This is a genomic window from Fodinibacter luteus, from assembly GCF_039541575.1.
Lineage (GTDB): Bacteria > Actinomycetota > Actinomycetes > Actinomycetales > Dermatophilaceae > Fodinibacter > Fodinibacter luteus.
The window spans coordinates 42,243-61,956 of sequence record NZ_BAABGM010000022.1 but is presented as its reverse complement, the minus strand read 5'-3'; the positions used below and the strand labels follow the sequence as shown (position 1 = coordinate 61,956).

20 protein-coding genes and 1 tRNA gene are annotated in these 19,714 nt (G+C 71.2%); 11 read left to right on the top strand and 10 right to left on the bottom strand.

Annotation, left to right across the window (positions count from 1 at the left end; translation table 11 throughout):
- The first annotated feature begins 1 nt into the window (after position 1).
- From ABD899_RS15935 to ABD899_RS15905, 7 genes are read left to right on the top strand one after another with little or no spacing between them, the layout of a single operon-like run.
- Positions 2 to 256 (top strand): hypothetical protein, encoded by a 255-nt coding sequence (locus ABD899_RS15935; RefSeq protein WP_345207784.1) that lies wholly within the window; start codon positions 2 to 4, stop codon positions 254 to 256.
- Positions 256 to 507: a hypothetical protein gene (locus ABD899_RS15930; protein WP_345207782.1), complete on the top strand. Its 252-nt coding sequence runs from the start codon at positions 256 to 258 to the stop codon at positions 505 to 507. The genes ABD899_RS15935 and ABD899_RS15930 overlap by 1 nt, the downstream gene beginning before the upstream one ends.
- A complete protein-coding gene (locus ABD899_RS15925) occupies positions 504 to 1,955 on the top strand; it encodes an FtsK/SpoIIIE domain-containing protein (protein WP_345207780.1) in 1,452 nt (483 codons plus the stop codon). The genes ABD899_RS15930 and ABD899_RS15925 overlap by 4 nt, the downstream gene beginning before the upstream one ends.
- Positions 1,952 to 2,350 (top strand): WhiB family transcriptional regulator, encoded by a 399-nt coding sequence (locus tag ABD899_RS15920; RefSeq protein WP_345207778.1) that lies wholly within the window; start codon positions 1,952 to 1,954, stop codon positions 2,348 to 2,350. Before ABD899_RS15925 ends, ABD899_RS15920 begins: the two co-directional genes overlap by 4 nt.
- Positions 2,337 to 3,854, top strand: coding sequence for a replication initiator (locus ABD899_RS15915; RefSeq protein ID WP_345207776.1), 1,518 nt, complete (start codon positions 2,337 to 2,339; stop codon positions 3,852 to 3,854). Before ABD899_RS15920 ends, ABD899_RS15915 begins: the two co-directional genes overlap by 14 nt.
- Positions 3,851 to 4,054 (top strand): helix-turn-helix domain-containing protein, encoded by a 204-nt coding sequence (locus ABD899_RS15910; protein WP_345207774.1) that lies wholly within the window; start codon positions 3,851 to 3,853, stop codon positions 4,052 to 4,054. Before ABD899_RS15915 ends, ABD899_RS15910 begins: the two co-directional genes overlap by 4 nt.
- Positions 4,051 to 5,223: a site-specific integrase gene (locus ABD899_RS15905; protein WP_345207772.1), complete on the top strand. Its 1,173-nt coding sequence runs from the start codon at positions 4,051 to 4,053 to the stop codon at positions 5,221 to 5,223. Before ABD899_RS15910 ends, ABD899_RS15905 begins: the two co-directional genes overlap by 4 nt.
- An 84-nt stretch (positions 5,224 to 5,307) precedes the next feature.
- Here ABD899_RS15905 and ABD899_RS15900 read toward each other — a convergent pair.
- The 3 genes from ABD899_RS15900 to ABD899_RS15890 form a co-directional block, all read right to left on the bottom strand.
- Positions 5,308 to 5,383: transfer RNA gene (locus tag ABD899_RS15900), tRNA-Lys, on the bottom strand.
- 137 nt (positions 5,384 to 5,520) lie between these two features.
- On the bottom strand, positions 5,521 to 6,573 hold the full coding sequence (locus tag ABD899_RS15895; protein WP_345207770.1) for a serine/threonine-protein kinase: 1,053 nt from the start codon (positions 6,571 to 6,573) through the stop codon (positions 5,521 to 5,523).
- Between the two features lie 95 nt (positions 6,574 to 6,668).
- Positions 6,669 to 7,856 carry a YihY/virulence factor BrkB family protein gene (locus tag ABD899_RS15890; protein WP_345207768.1) on the bottom strand — a complete coding sequence of 396 codons (1,188 nt, stop codon included), beginning with the start codon at positions 7,854 to 7,856 and terminating at the stop codon, positions 6,669 to 6,671.
- 151 nt (positions 7,857 to 8,007) lie between these two features.
- On the opposite strand from ABD899_RS15890, the gene ABD899_RS15885 reads away from it, so the two are divergent.
- The 4 genes from ABD899_RS15885 (at position 8,008) to ABD899_RS15870 (ending at position 10,949) form a co-directional block, all read left to right on the top strand.
- Positions 8,008 to 8,652 (top strand): hypothetical protein, encoded by a 645-nt coding sequence (locus ABD899_RS15885; RefSeq protein ID WP_345207766.1) that lies wholly within the window; start codon positions 8,008 to 8,010, stop codon positions 8,650 to 8,652.
- A 311-nt stretch (positions 8,653 to 8,963) separates the two neighbouring features.
- On the top strand, positions 8,964 to 9,140 hold the full coding sequence (locus ABD899_RS15880; protein ID WP_345207764.1) for a hypothetical protein: 177 nt from the start codon (positions 8,964 to 8,966) through the stop codon (positions 9,138 to 9,140).
- A gap of 182 nt (positions 9,141 to 9,322) precedes the next feature.
- Positions 9,323 to 9,946 carry a DUF47 domain-containing protein gene (locus tag ABD899_RS15875; protein WP_345207762.1) on the top strand — a complete coding sequence of 208 codons (624 nt, stop codon included), beginning with the start codon at positions 9,323 to 9,325 and terminating at the stop codon, positions 9,944 to 9,946.
- Between the two features lie 4 nt (positions 9,947 to 9,950).
- Positions 9,951 to 10,949, top strand: a complete 999-nt coding sequence (locus ABD899_RS15870) for an inorganic phosphate transporter (RefSeq protein ID WP_345207760.1) — start codon at positions 9,951 to 9,953, stop codon at positions 10,947 to 10,949.
- Between the two features lie 40 nt (positions 10,950 to 10,989).
- Here ABD899_RS15870 and ABD899_RS15865 read toward each other — a convergent pair whose 3' ends face one another.
- From ABD899_RS15865 to ABD899_RS15835, 7 genes are all read right to left on the bottom strand, one after another.
- Positions 10,990 to 12,030, bottom strand: coding sequence for a type IV toxin-antitoxin system AbiEi family antitoxin domain-containing protein (locus ABD899_RS15865; protein WP_345207758.1), 1,041 nt, complete (start codon positions 12,028 to 12,030; stop codon positions 10,990 to 10,992).
- A gap of 191 nt (positions 12,031 to 12,221) precedes the next feature.
- Positions 12,222 to 13,046, bottom strand: coding sequence for a phosphate ABC transporter ATP-binding protein PstB (gene pstB / locus ABD899_RS15860; protein WP_345207864.1), 825 nt, complete (start codon positions 13,044 to 13,046; stop codon positions 12,222 to 12,224).
- Between the two features lie 206 nt (positions 13,047 to 13,252).
- Positions 13,253 to 14,158 (bottom strand): phosphate ABC transporter permease PstA, encoded by a 906-nt coding sequence (gene pstA, locus ABD899_RS15855; RefSeq protein WP_345207756.1) that lies wholly within the window; start codon positions 14,156 to 14,158, stop codon positions 13,253 to 13,255.
- Positions 14,158 to 15,129 carry a phosphate ABC transporter permease subunit PstC gene (gene pstC, locus ABD899_RS15850; protein WP_345207754.1) on the bottom strand — a complete coding sequence of 324 codons (972 nt, stop codon included), beginning with the start codon at positions 15,127 to 15,129 and terminating at the stop codon, positions 14,158 to 14,160. The genes pstA and pstC overlap by 1 nt, the downstream gene beginning before the upstream one ends.
- Before the next feature lie 34 nt (positions 15,130 to 15,163).
- On the bottom strand, positions 15,164 to 16,132 hold the full coding sequence (locus ABD899_RS15845; RefSeq protein WP_345207752.1) for a PstS family phosphate ABC transporter substrate-binding protein: 969 nt from the start codon (positions 16,130 to 16,132) through the stop codon (positions 15,164 to 15,166).
- Between the two features lie 252 nt (positions 16,133 to 16,384).
- Positions 16,385 to 17,329: an NUDIX hydrolase gene (locus ABD899_RS15840; RefSeq protein ID WP_345207750.1), complete on the bottom strand. Its 945-nt coding sequence runs from the start codon at positions 17,327 to 17,329 to the stop codon at positions 16,385 to 16,387.
- 28 nt (positions 17,330 to 17,357) lie between these two features.
- On the bottom strand, positions 17,358 to 19,706 hold the full coding sequence (locus ABD899_RS15835; RefSeq protein ID WP_345207749.1) for an RNA degradosome polyphosphate kinase: 2,349 nt from the start codon (positions 19,704 to 19,706) through the stop codon (positions 17,358 to 17,360).
- Positions 19,707 to 19,714: the final 8 nt, after the last annotated feature.

Genomic DNA, 19,714 nt, shown 5'->3' with positions numbered 1-19,714 from the left:
CATGCAGCGCCGCCCTGTCATCGAGGCCTGGGCAGACCAGTTCGAGGTCGAGTCCGATGAGGTTCTGTCTCAGGTCCGCCTGCTCAGAAGGCTCATCGACGGCGTCGACGACCAAGTGCTGCGTCTGCGGTTGCACGTGTACGCCGGGCCAGACCACGAGCTGGACGAGTCCGTGCGGGTGCTGCACGAGCGCGTCCACGACTCGTCCCGCTGGATCCGTGACCTGCATGCGCAAGTCATTCGGGAGCGCCTGTGATGCGCACCGGGAGCCTGCTGGAGTGGGCCCAGCTCCTGGGCGTCGGCCCCGACGATCTCTCTGCACAGACGCGAGCGTTGGTGCGGGGTGTCGACATCCTCGACGAGGCCATCGTCGCTCTCCGCACGATGCTGCACACCTGCCCGGACCGCGATCTCGACCGGGCCGTCATGCAACTCGAGCGTCAAGTCGGTGAGGTGGCGAGCCTGCTCCGAGAGGTGCACCAGGACGTCATGAGGGAGTTGACATGAGAACACGCGGCGACGACCTCTACGTCGCACCCGATGACCCGCTGTCGATCGTCCTCGAGGCTGTTGTCCGCGCGGCGTGGCTCCTCGTGCGCCTGGCGATCGCGGTCGTGAAGGCCGTGGCTCCCAACGCCGGCAGCGCGATCGGGCTGGCTGTTGTTGGCGTGACGGTGTGGCGGTTCAGCCTCGCCGCGGCTGCCGGTCTGGTGGTGCTGATCGCTGTGGCACTCACGACATGGGGGTTCGCCCACCGCGACTCGTTCACGCGGCAGGCGGCGCCGCGGCTCATCCTGCTCTGGCGTGCCCCGCTCTATCGACTGCGGTGGCGGCACGTGGCGATGCGATGCGGGCTCGTGGTCCACCCGCACGGGGTGGTGACCTACGATCGCGCGACGAACCAGCTAGTCCCGCACATTCTGCGCGTCGTCGTCGACCGCTCGGGACGGGACCGGCTGCTCCTGCGACTGCCGGTCGGGATGACACCGGATGACGTGGCCGCCCACTCGGACGCGATCGGGCACGCCTTCGGCGTCGACGGCACGCAGGTCGTCAGAGAGCGACCTGGTAGGGCGTGGCTCGAGCTGCGCCGACGCGACCTGCTCCGCGAAGTGGTCCGCCCCGAACCAGCCACTGAGGTGGCGCTGACCGGCATCCCTGTTGGTCTTGGTGACGACGCCCGACTCTGGCGGTTCAGGGTGCAGGGGACCCACGCGTTGATCGCCGGTGCCACCGGGGCGGGTAAGGGATCGGTGCTGTGGAGCCTCGTCCACGGGCTCGCGCCGGCGATCCGGGAGGGGTGGGTTCAGGTGTGGGCGCTGGACCCCAAGGGCGGGATGGAGCTCGGACTCGGCCGCGGCGCCTTCGCCAGGTTCGAGGGCGGGGCGCCAGAGGCGATGTGCGACCTGCTTGAGGAAGCGGTCGACCTCAAGACCCGCCGCAGCCTCGACCTCGCCACTCACGGCAAACGACTGCACCAGCCGTCCGCGGAGAGCCCGCACCTCGTCATCGTCATCGACGAGCTGGCAACCCTCAGTGCCTTCGCCGAGCGAACCGTCGTGCGCCGCATCGAGCACGCCCTAGGTCTGCTACTCACGCAAGGCCGGGCCGTCGGCATCACGGTCATCGCCGCCGTGCAGGACCCCGGTAAAGACGTCGTCAGCTGGCGCGACCTGTTCCCCACACGTATCGCCATGCGCCTCGACAACCCGATCCAGGTCGACATGGTCCTCGGCGACGGAGCCCGGGAGCGAGGCGCTGAGGCCGACCACATCTCCGAGCTGACCCCGGGAGTGGCCTACGTCCGTGTCGAGGGCAGCCGCGACGTGCGCAGGGTCCGCTCCGCGTTCCTCACCGACGAGGACGTGTTGGCCCTGTCCACGTCCTTGGGCGACTCAAGAGCCGAGAGCGCGAGGGAGCAACACGTTATGGAGAAGAAGGGAGAGGCGGCATGAACGACAACGTCGTTCAGTCTCACAGGGTCGCATTCCGATCGTTCGGCATCCCACTGGCGCACGTGCGCACCACGGCGGCCGCGATCAAGGAGCTCGATGGAATCCGCTGGCGTCTGCGCGGCCGGTGCTCCAGCGACGAAAGCGGCGCCTGGTTCAAGGACCCGCGGACGCCTGCTGCTCGGACGGCCCGCTCGGTCTGCGCCTCTTGCCCGGTTCGGGCCCGGTGCCTGTCCGCCGCATTGCTGTACGGCGAGGAATACGGGATCTGGGGCGGTCTCGACCCCGAACAGCGCGCTGCCCTCGATCGCCGTCTGCAGCGAGGGGAGACGCTTCGTGCCGTGGTGACGTCCGCGCTTGCACTGCGGGTGATGGAGGATCTCGATGAAGCCGTCTGAGGTCCCGCTCGATGCCGTGCAGGAGTACGCGGTCAAGGAGCGCGTCTGCATCCGCCCCCTGCTGCGGCGGGTCATCGACCGGGAGACAGGTGAGGCTGTGCTCGTCGCTCTGCCCTGCCAGTCGACGCGCGAGTCCCGATGCCCCTCATGCGCCGCTCGGGCGCGGACGCTGCGCATGCACCAGTGCATCGCTGGGTGGCACCTCGAGGAGGAACCCGACGTCCCAGTCCGCCTCAAGGAGCCACCTGCCGAGCTGGAGACCAGCGAGGACGTCGCAACGACCCACCGGGGTCGAACGACCCGTCGGCGCACGGACGCTGCGGATCTGCCTCGCCGGCCCCAGGAGGACCGCACCATCGGCCAGGTCTTCCGCGCCAGCGACGGCAAGATGTACCGACCGTCGATGTTCATCACACTCACCCTTCCCGGCTACGGACGGACCGTGGCTGGCACCGGCACGCCGCAGAACTGGCGTGAGTACGACTATCACCGGGCAGCCCTTGACGCCCTGTACTTCCCGCGGCTCCTCGACCGCTGGTTCCAGAACCTCCGGCGGTGTGCCGGCTACAAGGTGCAGTACTTCGGAGCGGTCGAGGGTCAGCGCCGGCTGGCGCCGCACTTCCACGTCGCGATCCGTGGTGCCGTCCCCCGGGCGGTCATCAAGGAGGTGACTCGGGCGACCTACCACCAGATTTGGTGGCCGCAGATGAGCCGCCCGGTGTACGTGGACGAGCTTCCCGTGTGGGACGGCATGGACTACCTCGACCCGACCACGGGGGAGCCGCTGCAGACCTGGGCCGGCGCGTTGGCCCAGCTCGACCTCGACGAGGACGCGCAGCCCGCCCACGTGATCCGGTTCGGCCGCCAGATCGACGTGCAGGGGCTGCTCGCCGGCACCCCCGACGCAGAACGGTCCGTCCGTTACCTCACCAAGTACCTGACCAAGGCCGTCGGCGAGACGTATGCCGACCAGGCGCACGATGCTGCGTACGAGGCCCACATCGACCGGCTCCACGACGAGGTTCGCTGGCTTCCGTGCTCTCCGAGCTGCGCCAACTGGCTCCGCTTCGGAGTGCAGCCGAAGGAGGCTGGTCCGGGGCTCGTGCCGGGCTGGTGCTTCAGCAAGGCACACGACAGGGAGCACCTCGGGGTCGGCGGGCGCAGGGTGCTCGTCTCGCGGGGGTGGTCGGGGAAGACGTTGGCCGACCACAAGGCGGATCGCGCTGCCGTGGTTCGAGAGGCGCTCGAGGCCGCGGGGATCGAAGTCGAGTCGGCCGGTCGGATGGCTGCCGAGGTCGAGGCAAGCGACGGCGAGGGCCGGTTCGTTTGGGCGGCGGTCGTGAGTCATGGCGGAACGTCGGCCGAGGTGCTCATGGAGACGGTGCTCGAGCGGCGCCGCTGGCGTGAGCAGTACGAGTACGCCAAGTCGCGTGCTCGCGCAGATCCGCCTGTGGACAGTCGTTCGGCAACTGCAAGGACACCGGGGATGAGGGCAGCAGGATGAGCGACCAGGCACTCGCGGAGGACCGACTCTGGAGCATCGAAGACGCCAGCTACTACCTCGGCGTTCCGGTCCAGACCCTGTACTCGTGGCGAGGGCAGGGCATGGGGCCACCCGGTCGTCGCGTTGGCCGGCGTCTGCGGTACCGACCCGAAGATGTCAAGGCGTGGGTCGCTGGGCTGTCGACCGACGTGGCGTCATGAGACCGCTCGGCCTGGGGGAGCACGGCGACATCATCTACGGCAAGCAGGGTCGCAGCGTCGTCGCGATGGTCAACTTCCGCGACTTCTCGGGTCGGCGCCGCCGGATCAAGCGCGCCGGTCCCACGCGTGCCGCTGCACGCCGCGAGGTGATGAGGGCACTGGAGCTCGCCGTGACAGTGGGCGATGAACCCGGCTTCAGCGCCTCAGCGAAGCTCGGGGACGCAGCCACTGCGTGGTTGGTGGTGGTGGAGGAACGCGTGGAGCGAGGGACGCGCAGTCACACAACCCTGGATCTCTATCGTCATGCGGTCGAGAAGCATGTCGGCCCGGGACTTGGCGACCTCAGGCTTGGGGAGCTGACCGTGCCACGCGTCGACCGCTTCCTGCAGGAGATCCTGCGCACCAAGGGGTACTCCACGGCGAAGCTCTGCCGCACGGTTCTGTCGGGGATCTGTGGGTGGGTCGTTAGGCAGGGAGGCCTGCCATTCAACCCTGTTCGGGACACCGCGCCTCTCGAGCTCAATCGTGACCGGACGGCCAAGGCCATGACGCCGGCGCAGATTCAGGAGTGGCTGAACATCCTGGACACCGACGAGTTCGCACGACGTCATGACCTCGCCGACCTGGCGCGGTTCATCCTCGGTACCGGTCTTCGCCTCGGTGAGGCGCTGGGTGTGCGGTGGAGCGACATCGACTTCGACCGAGGGTCGTTGCGGGTTGAGCGCACGATCATTCGGGTCAAGGGGAAGGGCCTCGTAGCGTCGCGCCCGAAGTCCCGGTCATCGCTGCGTACCCTGGTTCTCCCGGGCTGGTGTTTCACCATGCTGGAGGCGCGGCGGGCACGGCTGGGTGTGCCGGATAGCCCGGTGTTTGCCGATGCGGTGGGCGGCTACCGGGACCGGAACAACGTCGGTGCCGCCTTCCGAAGGGTGAGGACAGGGACCGACTACGAGTGGGTCACCCCGCACACGTTTCGGAAGACCGTCGCGACCCTGCTGGACAGCAAGGGTGCCAGCGCCAGGATGATCGCCGACCAGCTCGGCCACGCGCGCATCTCGATGACTCAGGACGTCTACATGGGTCGGCGTGCGGTCTCACCAGAGCTCGCTGCGGCCCTTGAGTCGTTCGCCGATGACCAGCGCCCCCGAGCCGTTGTCGATGAGCCGTGATCAGAGCATGAGTGCCCACATGAGTGCCCACAGGCCATTTTGGTCGACGAGCCGAAGCGGGTGCAGGCCGCTGACCTGCGGTGTTGGTGGGCCCCGTGGGGCTCGAACCCACAACCTACGGATTAAAAGTCCGCAGCTCTGCCAGTTGAGCTAGAGGCCCTGGCGGGCGCACGGCATCCGGCCGTGGCGCGAACACTCTAACGGCGTCGGGTTCCTCGCGAACGTGGGTGAACATCCTCGTCCCCTCCCGACGGTCTTCACCCACGTTCGCGGAAGACCGCGAGCGCCGGCGCGCCCTCAGCGGGCCAGGAGGTACCACACGGTCGCGACGGCCAGGATCGCGACGCTCACGCCGGGCACCCACGCCCAGTGCACGTGCCCCTTCGGCGCCACCGGCACGCTCGTCGGCGTCGGCGTCGGGTCACCACCGCCGGTCCAGCGGGGCGGGGCCGAGGGCCGGTCGTCGAGCGCGGCCTCCTCCGCAGCGGCCGTGCCGACGACGTCCGCGGCATCCTCGCCGGCCTCGGGCAGGTCCTCCTCGGGTAGGCCGAGCCGCTCACCGAGCTCACGGGCGCTCGAGGGCCGGTCCGCGGGGCTCTTCTCGAGGCACTGCTCGATGAGCGCGCGCAGGCCCGGGGGGACGTGCGGGGGCAGCGACGGCGGCGGGTCGTTGACCTGGGCGAGCGCCGTCGCGACCGGCGTCCCCTTGTCGAACGGGCGCCGCCCGGTGAGCATCTCGTGCGCGACGATCCCGAGGGCGTACAGGTCGGAGGCGCCGGTGGCCGGCTCGCCGAGGGCCTGCTCGGGCGAGAGGTAGTGGGGGGTGCCGAGCACCTCGCCGGTCTGGGTGTGGCCCGAGCCGTCGACGGCGCGGGCGATGCCGAAGTCGGTGAGCTTCACGGTGCCGTCGGGCATGACGAGGATGTTCGCCGGCTTGACGTCGCGGTGGACGACGCCCGCCTCGTGCGCGGCACCGAGCGCGAGCGCCGCCTGGGCCATGATCTGGCGGACCTGGGCCGGCGGCAGCGCGCCCTCGCGCTTGACGAGGTCGGACAGCGGCTCGCCCGGCACGAGCTCCATGACGAGGTAGGCCAGGTTGTCCTCCTCGCCGTAGTCGAAGACGGTGGCGACGTTGACGTGGGCGAGGTTGGCGGTGTGCAGAGCCTCGTTGCGGAACCGGCGCGCGAAGACCTCCTCCTCGTCGAGGCTGGGGCGCAGGATCTTCACCGCGACGGGCCGCTCCAGGACGGTGTCGCTGGCCTCCCAGACGTCGCCCATGCCACCGGACGCGATACGCCCCGTCAGCGTGTACCGGTCGCCCAGGACGAAGCCCTCGTGGAACCGGTTCACCGGCGTGTCGTCGCAATCACCGGACAATGGTAGGTCACCGGCGAGCCCCGGGACGCCAGAGGTGCGCAGGTCACAGGCGGCTCCTGAGGGCCGGCTCAGGATCGGCGGGCGAGCTCGGACGGCAGCGGCTCGAGCTCGACGTCGGATGCCGTCGCGGCGCGAGCGGCGCCCGTGCGCCCGTGGCGTCCACGCCCTCGACCATTCCCGCTGGAGTCGGCGTCGCCCCCCGCCGAGGCCTCCGCCTCGAGCCGGAGCCGCCTCCCCTCGGCGACCCGCTGCTCCAGCTTGGAGGCGGCCTTGCGCGACACGGAGTCGTCGCGCGGGGGCAGCTGCAGCGTGCGCTCGGCGCGGATGCCGGCCTGCAGCTGCCGCGCCCGCTCCAGCTCTGCGTCGACCTCGGCCCCGAAGAGCAGGGCGAGGTTGGTGAGCCACAGCCACAGGAGGAAGACGATGACGCTCCCGAGGGAGCCGTAGAGCGAGTCGTAGCGGGCGAAGTTCGAGACGTAGAACCCGAACCCGAGCGAGGCGATGACCCAGATGCCGATGGCCACGGCCGCTCCGACCGACATCCACCGGAACTTGGGCTGCTTGACGTTGGGCGTCGCGTAGTAGAGCACCGCGACCATGACGACGACGACGCCGAGGATGACCGGCCACTTCGCGAGGTTCCACACCGCGAGGCTCTGCTCGCCGAACCCGACGGCCTCACCGATGGCCTGGGCGATCGGGCCACTCACGACGAGCCCCACGAGCACGATCGCCGCCATGACGACGAGGCCGAGGGTGACGAGGAGCACGATGGGCCGCAGCTTCCACACGGGGCGGCCCTCGTCGACCTGGTAGATGCGGTTGAGCGCCCTCCCGAACGCGCCGACGTACCCCGAGGCACCCCAGAGGGCGCCGGCGAGACCGATGGCGAGCGCCAGGCCGGCACTCTGCGCGCCGACCATCGCCGCGATGGGCTCCTCGAGCCGGTCGGCGATCTGCGACTGCCCGAGGTCGCGCAGGATCTCGAGCATCGCGTCGGTGGTCTCCTGCCCCCGCCCGAAGACGCCGAGCAGCGAGACGAGCGCGAGGATCGCCGGGAAGACCGAGAGCACCGAGTAGTACGTCAGGGCCGCCGCGAGGTCGGTGCACTGGTCGCGCTGGAACTCGGCGAAGGAGGCCTTCGCGGTGTACGTCCAGCTCGGGCGCTCGATCTCGGTCGGGGAGTCCGGCTTGCGCGCGTCGTCCGGTGGGGGCGCGGTCTGCGCCTTCGCCGCGGCGGTGTCCTGGTGTGCCATGCGTCCTCCCTACCCCGGTGGTCCGCCCAGCACACGGGCGGTGGATGCCGGTGCCTGCGGTGGTGACGCGGACAACCTAGCCCGCGCGACGGCATCCGATGGTGTGGGCCGCCGACCTGCCCCGTGCGGCCGGGTTTGACAGACTGGTGCGATGAGCAGCGACGGTGGGCGCCCCCTCCCGCGGCGGCCCCTGCCCTTCGCCCCGGACGCGTTGGAGGCGCACGGCGGCCATCTCCTCGGTCCGGCGGAGGTCACCGAGGTCGCGCACCAGACGGCGGCGATCCTCGTCGGCACCGGTCGAGCCGCCCACGACCCCGACGTGACGAGCCGCCTCGTGACGCTCGTCGACGACCTCGGCCTCTCGACCGTCGCCGACCTGTGGTCCGCCCGGCCGGCGCGCTCGCTGCCCGGGGCCCTCTGGCGGCTCTACGCGCTGCGCGAGTGGGTGCGGCGCAGCCCGGTGCAGGCGACCCGGGAGTACGCGGCCGGCATCCGCTTCACCGACGTCGCGCACGCCGTCGCCGGGATCGCCGAGCCGCCGCGGCCCGAGGAGATGCAGCGGGTCGCCGACCAGATCCTCGCGGGGATCTTCGAGGGCGACCTCGCCGTGGCGCTCGAGCGGGCGTCGGCGTTCTGCGCGGTCGTCTCGGCGGGGCGTGCCGAGCTCGCGAACGACCGCGACGGCGTCGACCCGGGGGGCGCGAGCGGCCTGACCCGCACCGCCGCCGCCATGCTCACGACCGGCGAGGACCTGCGGGCCTGCGCCCACCTGTGGCGGGCCGGCGAGCTCGACTGACGCGCCGTGAGTGCCGAGGTCGCCGCCCTGATGGCCCGGTCTGCGTCCACGAGGTTGCGGCTGGAGGGAACACGGTGGCCGGGGAAGGCGTTAGTGTCGTCCGTGGGTGCCGGGCCGCGGCAGCCCCGGGTCCCAACATCAGCCGCTACGAGCGGCCACGCGCCGTGAGGCGCTCCCGGTCCGGCACCCGCACTCGTTGCTCCTGCGCAGCGCCGTCTCGGGCAGCGAGCTCTCGGGCCGGTGCCGTCCGTCGGGCGAGATCCACCTGTGGACGACGCTCCGGAGGGTGCTCGCGGCCGTACCGTGGACGGGTGACGTCGGACCCGTCGCTGCACGACGAGCAGCTCGAGGAGGAGATCCGGCTCGTCGGCGCCCTCGTGCTCGCGGCCTCGCAGAGCTCCGGCCGGCTCACCCAGGCCGCGATCGACGGCATCCTCGGTGTCGGTGAGTGGCCGGCGGCGGACGGCGCGGGCGCTCCCGGTCGGTGACCCACCCGCCCCGGTGACGCCCTGGGTGACCCAGCCGCCGACGTCCCACCCGGCTCGCTGAACCCGCCGAGAACCCACCGGGCTCGGTGACCCGGCCGCCGACGGCCCACCCGAGTACCCGTCGGGCGGGCCGGGGCCATAGCCTGTACCCACTGTCCTGGCCGCCTTCCCCGGAGACCATCGTGGGCTTCCGCCTCACCCCGCAGGACCCCCGCTTCGTCGACCTGTACACCGCCTCGGCGCGGCACCTCGTCGACGGCGCGCAGGAGCTCACCGCGCTGCTCGGGGCCTCCCCGGAGGAGCGCGAGCTGACGCTCAAACGGATGCACGAGATCGAGGCCGCCTCGGGGGAGTCGACCCACGAGATCATCCGCAAGGTCAACGGCTCGTTCGTCACGCCGTTCGACCGCGCCGACATGCACGGGCTGGCGGTCGCCCTCGACGACTGCGTCGGGCTCATGGAGGCCGCGGTCGACCTCATCGTCCTCTACCGGGTCGACGAGGTGCTGCCGCGGGTCGCGAAGCAGGTCGAGGTGGTCTCCCGGATGGCCGAGGTCACCGCCGACGCGATGTCGAGGCTGCGCTCGATGAAGGACCTCACCGCCTACTGGGTCGAGGTCAGCCGCCTCGAGAACCGCGCGAACAAGGCCTACCGGCGGATGCTCGCCGAGCTGTTCAACACCCCCGGAGCCGACCCCATCACGGTGATGAAGCACAAGGACATCATCGACGCGCTCGAGGCCGCCGCGAACGGCTTCGAGCAGGTGGCCCTCAAGGTCGAGGCGATCGCGGTCCGGGAGTCCTGAGCGGGTGGACTGGATCCCCGTCGCGCTCGTCGTCGTGCTGGCGATGGGCTTCACGTACACGAACGGCTTCCACGACGCGGCGAACGCCATCGCCACCTCGGTCTCGACGCGCGCCCTCACCCCGCGGATCGCGCTCGCCCTCGCCGCCGTCATGAACCTCGTCGGCGGGTTCGCGGGGGTCCGGGTCGCCGAGACCATCGGTGGCGACATCATCGAGATCCCGATGGGGTGGACGGGAGTCGCGATCTGTGCCGGCGCGCTGATCGGCGCCATCGGCTGGAACATGCTGACGTGGTGGCGCGGCCTGCCCTCGTCGTCGTCGCACGCCCTCATCGGCGGCCTCGGCGGGGCAGCGCTCGCCGGCGGGGCGACCGTGAAGTGGCAGAGCATCCTCGACAACGTCGTCGTGCCGATGCTCCTGTCTCCGGTCCTGGGCCTGATCGGGGGCTTCCTCGTCATGATGGTGATCCTGTGGGGATTCCGCAGGGCCGCCCCCGGGCCGACCGCGCGCGGCTTCCGCTACGCCCAGACCGTGTCGGCGGCCGCGATGGCCTTCGGGCACGGCATGCAGGATGCCGCGAAGACGGCCGGCGTCGTCGCCCTCACCCTCGTCGCGAGCGGGCACCGCGCCCCGGAGGACACCTCGATCCCCGGGTGGGTCATCGCGCTGTCGGCAATCGTGCTCAGCCTCGGGACGTACGCCGGTGGATGGCGGATCATGCGCACCCTCGGCCGTCGGATCATCGCGCTCGACCCACCGCAGGGGTTCGCGGCCGAGACGACGGCCGCCACCGTGCTCTACCTCGCCACCGCGACCGGGGCCCCCATCTCGACGACGCACGCGATCAGCTCGGCGATCATGGGCGTCGGGGCGACCCGGTCGCGCAAGGCCGTGCGGTGGGGCGTGGCGCGCTCCATCGTCATGGCCTGGGTGCTCACCTTCCCCGGGGCGGGCCTCGCCGCCGCGGCGGCCTTCTGGCTCCTCGCCCTGCTCTTCCTCTGACCCCCACCTCCTTTCGACCTCGTGCGACTTCCCTTCGGTTCTACGCGGCCGACGGGGCGAATACCGCGCCTATGTCGCACGAGGTCACGGGGAGCTGGCAGCAGGTGCAGGTCAGGGACGCCCGGATGCCGCGTGGCTCGGTTCGCTGGACCTCGTCGCGCCACCTCACAGCGACGCGAAGCTGCTGCCGGGTGATCTCTTCCGTGGTCCACCGCACGACACCCAGGCCGCAGGAGCGGAGCGCGACCTCGCGGTTGCCGGCGGCCAGCACCCGCTGGGCCACGGCCGCCGGGCTGCGGTCGAGGGCGGGGTCCACGTCTCCGAGGTACTTGCCCCGCCCGTCGGCCTCGGCGACCACCCCGAGCTCGGGCCACAGGCCGTCGACCCGACCCACGAAGCGGCCGTGGGCGTCGTGCACGTCGACCTGAGGAACCCACCTCGGAAGCCCCATGCACTGGAACGCGGCAGCCGACCAGGACTCGAGCCACCCCTCGCGTCGGGGGTCGAGGAGGGCGAGCACGGCCTGCGTGCCCAGCGACCCGGGCCACCGGCGCTGGAACTCGCGCACGGCGCGCACGTCATCCACCGTGGTGAGGCCCGCGCGCACACTCGCGTCCGCAATGGCCAGACCGTCCCCCAGGGACAGGTGTCTTGCACAGTCGGCCACGGTTCTCGGCACGATGGTTCGGCGCACCCCGTCGACCACCTCGACGTGCCCTTCGGGTAGCTCCCCGCGGAACAACGTCATCCACGACCCCGGTGACCGGGACCGGATGCCGTCGTCGACGGTCACCGAGGGACGGGGGAGGGGTGTCCGCGGGTTCGGAAGGCCCATGACGAGGGCCGCGCTCACGTGGCTGAGGGCGCAGTCCTCGACGGCCCGATGCGCGGCCAGTGCCACGAGGCGGTGCCGCTCCACGGGGTCATCGGGCCAGCGGGACGGGTCGCCGTACACGCCTCGCCCCACCCGGATCACCCGGCCCCGGGCGACGGCGGTGCGCAGCCGGCGTGCGTCGAGGCGCGCGGTGGCCGCCTCGGAGGTGAGGAAGGCGGCAGGGAGGCCGGTGAGGTCGGCGTGCATCCCTCGACGATGGTGCGGCCGGCCCTGGCCGCGAAGCCCGCGCCGGCGTCGGTGGACGGCCACGGCATCCGGCAACGCCTGTGGACAACCAGCCCCCCCACCCGACTTCGTGCGATCTACCCACCGTTCTCGCAGGCCAGGGCCCTGAGAACCGTGGGTAACCCGCACGAGGTCGGGGCTGGTCGGGGGGGTCAGCCGAAGCGGCCGGAGATGTAGTCCTCGGTGCGGGAGTCGGCGGGGTTGCTGAAGATCTTCGTCGTCTCGTCGAACTCCACGAGGTGGCCGGTGCGGTCGCCGTGCCCCTCCGCGGCCTCGGCCGTGAAGAAGGCCGTGCGGTCGGCGACGCGCGCCGCCTGCTGCATGTTGTGGGTGACGATGACGATCGTGTAGTCGTCGCGCAGCTCCATCATGAGGTCCTCGATGCGCGCCGTCGCGATCGGGTCGAGCGCCGAGCAGGGCTCGTCCATGAGGATGACCTCGGGCTTGACCGCGATCGTGCGGGCGATGCACAGCCGCTGCTGCTGGCCGCCGGACAGGCCGTACGCCGACTGCTTGAGCTTGTCCTTGACCTCGTCCCACAGGGCCGCACCGCGCAGGCTCTCCTCGACGACGTCGTCCATGTTCGACACCTTCATCCCGGTGACCTTCGGGCCGTAGGCCACGTTGTCGTAGATCGACTTCGGGAAGGGGTTCGGCTTCTGGAAGACCATCCCGATCCGGCGCCGCACCTCGATGGGGTCGACGTCCTTGCCGTAGATGTCCTGGCCGTGGTAGGCGATCGTGCCGGTGACCCGCGTGCCCGGGATGAGGTCGTTCATCCGGTTGAGGGCCCGCAGCACCGTGGACTTGCCGCAGCCGGACGGACCGATGAGGGCGGTGATCTCGTTGACCCCGATGCCCATCGTCACCTGGTTGACCGCCCGGAAGTCGCCGTAGTAGCAGCTGACGTCGGTGCAGCTGAGGACCGCCCGCGGCGCCTCGGAGGCGACGATCCGCCCGGCGTCGATCGGGTCCATCCGCGGGATCGAGATGGTCGAGGTGCTGTCCACGGTGGGCTCTCCTGGTGCGTCGGGGGTCGTGGGGCTGGTGGGGGCCGCGGAGGCGCTGGGGGCGACGGGGCTGGCGGCGACGGGGCTGGTGGGGGCGGGGCCGGCGCCACCAGCCGCCGGGGGGCCGCCGGCATCCGGGATGCCGTGCGCCGGCCGGACGGAGGTGGGCTCGGTCATCGCGCGGTCGTGTACTTGTTGCGGATGATGATCGCGACACCGTTCATCGCGATGACGAGCACGAGGAGAAGGATGCTCGCCGCGGCGGCCAGCTGCTGGAACTCCTCCTGGGACCGGCTCGCCCAGTCGAAGATCTGGATCGGCATCGTCGTGAAGCCGCTGAGGATGCCGTTCGGGTCGAACTTGACGAACACGAGCCCGCCGAGGAGCAGCAGCGGCGCGGCCTCACCCATGGCCCGGGACAGCGCCAGGATCGTGCCGGTCGCGATGCCCGGGACGGCGGCGGGCAGCGTCTGGCGCTGGAGGGTCTGCATCGGGCTGGCGCCCAGGGCCAGCGACCCCTGGCGGATCTCCTGGGGGACGGCGCGCAGGGCCTCGCGGGTCGCGACGATGACGACCGGGAGGATGAGCAGCGCCAGGGCGATGCCGCCGGCGATGACGGTGTTGCGGGGGATGCCGATCGCGACCGCCGCCGCGGCCGCGAGCATGCCGTAGATGATCGCCGGGACCGCGGCGAGGTTCTGCACGTTGAGCTCGACGAAGTGCGCGAACCGGCTCTTCCTCGAGGCGAACTCCTCGAGGTAGGCGGCCGCCGCGACGCCGATCGGGATGGCGAGCAGGGCCGTGGTGCCGATGACCCAGGCGGTGCCGAGGATGGCGGCGCGGGCCCCGGCCGTCCCCGGGTCGATCTGCGAGGTGTAGTTCGTGAAGAGCGCGCCGTCCATGCGCGCCTGGCCCTCGAGGAAGGTCGTCACGATGAGGACGGCGAGCACGAGGATCCCGAAGGCGAGGCTGAGCCAGAGCAGGATGAGGAACGCCAGCGACCGGACGTTGCGCTCACCGTGGGATGCCGCGGTCAGTGGCCGCGCGGTGGTGGTCGGCTCGGCGGTGATGGCGGCCATCAGTAGATCTCCCGGAAGCGGTTGACGAGGCGGATGCTGATCACGTTGATGACGAGGGTGATGAGGAAAAGGGTGAGGCCGACCGCGAAGAGGGTGTTGTACTGCAGCGACCCCTGCACGCTGTCCCCGAGCGCCGCGGAAGCGATGAACCCCGTCATGGTCTGGCCGCCCTCGAGGGGGTCGGTGACCATCTTGGCCTGGCTGCCGGCGGCCATCGCGACGATCATCGTCTCCCCGACGGCGCGGCTGAGGCCGAGGACGATGGAGGCCGCGATGCCCGAGATGGCGGCCGGGAAGACGACCCGCAGCACGGTGCGCATCCGGTTCGCGCCGAGGCCGTACGACGCCTCCCGAAGCGCCCGGGGCACCGCCGACATGGCGTCCTCCGCGAGGGAGGCGACCGTCGGGATGATCATGACGCCGAGCACGAGGCCCGCCGCCAGCACGGAGAACGTGCCCACCTCGATGCCGAGCCACTCGTTGAGCACGACCGGGCCGACGAACGCGACGGCGAACAGGCCGTAGACGACCGACGGCACGCCGGCGAGCAGCTCGAGGGTGGGCTTGAGGACCTTGCGGGTCCGGGTCGACGCATACTCCGAGAGGTAGATCGCGGCGCCGAGGCCCACCGGGATGGCGAGGGCGAGGGCGATCGCGGTCGTCCACAGCGTGCCGGTGATGAGCGGCAGGACCCCGAAGGCGGCGTCCTGGAAGCGGGGGGTCCACGAGGTCCCGGTGAGGAACTCGACGACGCTGATCTCCCGGAAGAACTGGATGGCCGGCAGCAGCAGCGACAGCACGATCCCGACGGTGGTGAGGATCGAGACCCCGGCGGCGACGACGAGGAAGCCGTAGGCGACCTTCTCGGCCCGACGCGGCCGGCTGGAGCGCAGCGAGGTCGGTGGCTCCGGGGACGGGCGCAGGCCCCTCGAGGTCGTCGAGGGGCCTGCGCCGGCACTGATGGTGGACACGAGGATGGGCTCCTGTGGTGGGGTGGCGCCGGCCTCAGCCGAGGGCGGCGAGCTCGTCCTGGGCGGTCTTCTTCTGCTCGTCGCTCAGCGGGATGTACTGCGCCGCCTCGGCGACCTTCGTCTCGTTCTCGACGAAGAAGCCGATGAACTCCTTGAGCGCCGGGTTGGACGCGAACGCCTTCTTGTCGATGTAGATGAACAGCGGACGCGACAGCGGGGCGTAGGACCCGTCGCGCGCCGTCTCGGCGCTCGGCGTGATGCAGCCCGCACCGTTGTCGACCTGGACGGCCTTGAGGGTGTCGGCGTTCTCCTCGAAGTAGGTGAAGCCGAAGTAGCCGAGGGCGTTCTTGTCGCCGGAGACGCCCTGGACGATGACGTTGTCGTCCTCCGAGGGCTCGTAGTCGGTGCGCGAGGCGCCCTCCTCGCCGTTGATCTCGTCGGTGAAGTAGTCGAAGGTGCCGGAGTCGGTGCCCGGCCCGTAGAGCTTGATGTCCTCGGCCGGGAACGAGGGGTTGACCTGGTTCCACGTCATGACCTTGCCGGTGGCCTCGGGGCCCCACAGGGTGCTCAGCTCCTCGACGGTCAGGCACGTGAGGAAGTCGTTCTCCTTGTTCGCGACGATGGTCAGGGCGTCGTTCGCGACGACGATCTCCTGGTACTCGATGCCCTTGGCCTCGCAGGCCGCCGCCTCCTCGTCCTTGATCGGACGCGAGGCGTTGGAGACCTGGGTCTGCCCCTCGCAGAACTTTTTGAACCCGCCGCCGGTGCCGGAGGTGCCGACGGTGATGTTGACGCCGGGGTTCTCGGTCATGAACAGCTCGGCGGCGGCCGAGGTGAGCGGCCCGACGGTGCTCGAGCCGTCGGACGCGATCGTGCCGCTGAGGGCGCCGGCCGAGCCGTCGCCGGTCGAGCCGCTCTCGGTCTGCTGGCCGCCGCACGCGGACAGGGCGACGGCACCGGCCAGGACGAACGCGGCGGAGGCGCCGAAACGCTGGATCTTCACTGTGTGTACCTCTCGGAGGACATGGGTCAGGGGTGCGGGCCTCGCTGCCCGACGCCAGTGACGCTAAGGACGCCGGGTGACGCGCCGACCCGCGGCGGGTGAACGCACCGTGAACGGCACCCGGCCATTTCCCGTCCGCAGGGTCAGGGAATGGTGCACTGCGGCGCGCCCACGTGCGCCTGTGACCGCGCCCACGCGAGGACGGACGCCGGATGCCGGCCGCTCGCGGCCTCCCGGTCGCTCCGCGAGGCGTCAGGGCAGGTGACGCTCCACCGCGACGACGCGTGCGGCATCCCCGGTGCCGACGACGTGGCACACGAGGGCCTCGCCCTTGACGAGGCGCTCGTCGCGGGCCTCGGCGAACGCCTCGACGACCTCGACGGACGCCGGCTTCTCGACGTCGAGCCGGCGGGCGAGCTCGTCGAGCAGGTCGGGCAGCACCGGTCCGTGCGTGCACACGAGGGCGGGCTCGCCCCGCTCGAGCAGCCGGGTGAGGTGGCGGTGGGCCTTCGTGGGGTCAGCGGCGAAGCCCTCCTCGGACAACCCGCCCCTCGTGCGCAGCGGTACCCCGACCGCGTTGGCGAACGGCTCGACCGTGCGCAGGCACCGCTCCGAGGGCGAGGTGACGGCGAGGGTCACCCCGTACGCGGCGAGCACCGGCGCGAGGTCCGCCGACCGGGCGCGGCCGACGGCGGTGAGGGGGCGCAGCTGGTCGTCACGGGACCACTCGTTCCGGGCGACGGCGGAGGCGTGCCGCACGAGGACGAGCGGCCACGTGTCGAGCCGCTCGGTCTGCTGCAGGCGCACGAGGGCGAGGAGCTGGTCACGGTCCCGGGCGTAGTCGAGGCGGGCGTGCGCGGTGGCGACGTCGAGCCAGGCGACCTCGTCGATCTCGTTGACGAGGTGGCCGTGCCCGCCGGTGACCCGGGCCGTCCAGTAGCGCACGACCTTGTCGTCGGGGCTGCCGTCCCGGCCGAGCAGGGTGTAGCGGGCCTCCGGCAGGGGAGGCCCGAGGCGCACGACGAGCCCGGTCTCCTCCTCGGTCTCGCGCACCGCGGCGACGGCCCAGTCCTCGTCGTCGTCGAGCTTGCCCTTGGCCCAGGACCAGTCGTCGTAGCGGGGACGGTGGACGAGCGCGACCTCGAGGCCGCCCTCCTGCACGCGCCAGGGGACGGTGCCCGCGGCGGGGATCCTCATGTCCGCCGCCCGGAGCGTCGGGCCCCGCTCACCGCCGACGGGCCCTGCGGCGCCGCTTCGCGTGCATCTCGATCATCGCCGTCTGGATGTCGGTCCGGGGCGCGCCCGTCTCGTCGAGGTGGTGGCGGATCCACCGCCCGTCGGGTCCGAGCCGCCAGTGCATGTACTCGTCGCTCATGCCCCGTTCCATGAGGGCCTCGAGGTCGGCGAGGTGGCGCGGGTCGACGAGGCGCACGAGGGCCTCCACGCGCCGGTCGAGGTTGCGGTGCATCATGTCGGCGCTGCCGATGAGGGCCACCGTGTCGCCGCCACCGCCGAAGAGGAAGATCCGCGAGTGCTCGAGGAAGCGTCCGAGGATGGAGCGGACCTCGACGTTCTCCGACAGCCCTTCGACACCGGGGCGCAGGGCGCAGATGCCGCGCACCCACAGCTGCACCGTGACGCCCGCCTGCGACGCGCGGTAGAGGGCGTCGATGAGCTGCTCGTCGACGATCGAGTTGACCTTCCACGCGATGAGTCCGCTGCCCGGCTCGCGCTGCTCGTGCTCGATCTCGGCGTCGATGAGGTCGATGAGGCCCGAGCGCACCGAACGCGGCGCGACGAGGAGGCGCTTGAACCGGCTGCGCGGGGCGACGCCGGAGAGCTGGTTGAACAGGCGGGTGAGGTCCTCGCCGACCTGGTCGTCGACGGTGAGCAGGCCGAGGTCCTCGTAGAGCCGGGCCGTCTTCGGGTTGTAGTTGCCCGTGCCGACGTGGCAGTAGCGGCGCAGGCCCTCGGCCTCCTGACGGATGACGAGGGAGAGCTTGGCGTGGGTCTTCAGCCCGACGATGCCGTAGACGACGTGGACGCCGGCGTGCTCGAGCTTGCGGGCCCACGAGATGTTGTTCTGCTCGTCGAAGCGGGCCTTGATCTCGACGACGGCCAGGACCTGCTTGCCGGCCTCGGCCGCGTCGATGAGGGCGTCGATGATCGGGCTGTCACCGCTCGTGCGGTACAGCGTCTGCTTGATGGCGAGCACCTGCGGGTCGGCGGCCGCCTGCTCGATGAACGCCTGCACCGAGGTCGAGAACGAGTCGTAGGGGTGCTGGAGCAGGACGTCCTGCTTGCGGATCGCGGCGAAGATGTCGCGGGCCTTCGCGCTCTCGGTGGGCGCGAGGTCGGGGTTGGTGCGGGCCACGAACGGCTCGAAGTGCAGGTCGGAGCGTTCGAGGTCGGCGATGACGTTGAGCGCCCGCAGGTCGAGCGGCGCCGGCAGGCGGTAGACCTCGGACGAGGCGACCCCGAGCTCGCGCACGAGGAGGTCGAGGACGTGGGCGTCCATGTCCTCCTCGACCTCGAGGCGCACCGGCGGGCCGAAGCGGCGCCGGGTCAGCTCGCGCTCGAGCGCGGTGAGGAGGTTCTCGGCGTCGTCCTCCTCGACCTCGAGGTCCTCGTTGCGGGTGACCCGGAAGGTGAAGTGCTCTCGCACCTCCATCCCCGGGAAGAGGTGGTCCAGGTGCGCGGAGATGACGTCCTCGAGGGGCACGAACCGGGTGTCGTACATGTCGGCGAGCGGCGACTCGTCCGGGCCGGGCTCGACGCGCAGCATGCGGGGCAGCACCGGCGGCACCTTGACCCGGGCGAAGTGCTCCTTGGCCGTGCGCGGGTTGACGAGGACGACCGCGAGGTTGAGCGAGAGCCCCGAGATGTAGGGGAACGGGTGGGCCGGGTCGACCGCGAGCGGGGTGAGCACGGGGAAGAGGCGGTTCGTGAACATGCGGCTGAGCCGGTCGCGCTCGTCGTCGGACAGCTCGTCCCAGCGCACGATCGTGATGCCCTCGGTCTCCAGGGCGGGGCGCACCTGCTCGCGGTAGACGCGGGCCTGCATCGTCAGCAGCTCGTGGGCGACGAGGGAGATCTGCTCGAGGACCTCGCGCGGTTCGAGGCCGGATGCCGACCGCACCGCGATGCCGGTGGCGATCCTGCGCTTGAGGCCGGCGACGCGGACCATGAAGAACTCGTCGAGGTTGGAGGCGAAGATCGCGAGGTAGCGGGCCCGCTCCAGGAGCGGGACGTTCTCGTCGGCCGCGAGCTGCAGCACGCGCTCGTTGAACTGCAGCCAGGAGATCTCGCGGTCGAGGAAGCGGTCGGCCGGCAGCCCCTCCGCCGCCGCGGCCGCCGCAGCCGCCGCGGCCGCCGTCACGGGGGCGGCCGGGCGGACGACGAACCGCCCGTTGGAGGCGCGCGGCTGGTGCGTGCGCGTCTCGGTCGCCGAGGCGCTCGCGATGGACACCTCGCTGACGATGCTCGCCTCGGCCGCCGCGTCGGCGGCGGCGTCGCTCGCGCGGCTGCGCTCGGGGACCTCGACCTCGATCCCGACTCCCGTGTCTGCCGTCATGACCCAAT

Excerpts from the sequence above, each read along its gene's own strand:
- ABD899_RS15925 (WP_345207780.1), top strand. The coding sequence starts at position 504 with ATGAGAACACGCGGCGACGACCTCTACGTCGCACCCGATGACCCGCTG.
- ABD899_RS15905 (WP_345207772.1), top strand. The coding sequence starts at position 4,051 with ATGAGACCGCTCGGCCTGGGGGAGCACGGCGACATCATCTACGGCAAG.
- ABD899_RS15835 (WP_345207749.1), bottom strand. The coding sequence starts at position 19,706 with ATGACGGCAGACACGGGAGTCGGGATCGAGGTCGAGGTCCCCGAGCGC.
- pstA (WP_345207756.1), bottom strand. The coding sequence starts at position 14,158 with ATGGCCGCCATCACCGCCGAGCCGACCACCACCGCGCGGCCACTGACC.
- ABD899_RS15930 (WP_345207782.1), top strand. The coding sequence starts at position 256 with ATGCGCACCGGGAGCCTGCTGGAGTGGGCCCAGCTCCTGGGCGTCGGC.
- ABD899_RS15910 (WP_345207774.1), top strand. The coding sequence starts at position 3,851 with ATGAGCGACCAGGCACTCGCGGAGGACCGACTCTGGAGCATCGAAGAC.
- ABD899_RS15920 (WP_345207778.1), top strand. The coding sequence starts at position 1,952 with ATGAACGACAACGTCGTTCAGTCTCACAGGGTCGCATTCCGATCGTTC.
- ABD899_RS15935 (WP_345207784.1), top strand. The coding sequence starts at position 2 with ATGCAGCGCCGCCCTGTCATCGAGGCCTGGGCAGACCAGTTCGAGGTC.
- ABD899_RS15840 (WP_345207750.1), bottom strand. The coding sequence starts at position 17,329 with ATGAGGATCCCCGCCGCGGGCACCGTCCCCTGGCGCGTGCAGGAGGGC.
- ABD899_RS15915 (WP_345207776.1), top strand. The coding sequence starts at position 2,337 with ATGAAGCCGTCTGAGGTCCCGCTCGATGCCGTGCAGGAGTACGCGGTC.
- ABD899_RS15890 (WP_345207768.1), bottom strand. The coding sequence starts at position 7,856 with ATGGCACACCAGGACACCGCCGCGGCGAAGGCGCAGACCGCGCCCCCA.
- ABD899_RS15885 (WP_345207766.1), top strand. The coding sequence starts at position 8,008 with ATGAGCAGCGACGGTGGGCGCCCCCTCCCGCGGCGGCCCCTGCCCTTC.
- ABD899_RS15865 (WP_345207758.1), bottom strand. The coding sequence starts at position 12,030 with ATGCACGCCGACCTCACCGGCCTCCCTGCCGCCTTCCTCACCTCCGAG.
- pstB (WP_345207864.1), bottom strand. The coding sequence starts at position 13,046 with ATGGACCCGATCGACGCCGGGCGGATCGTCGCCTCCGAGGCGCCGCGG.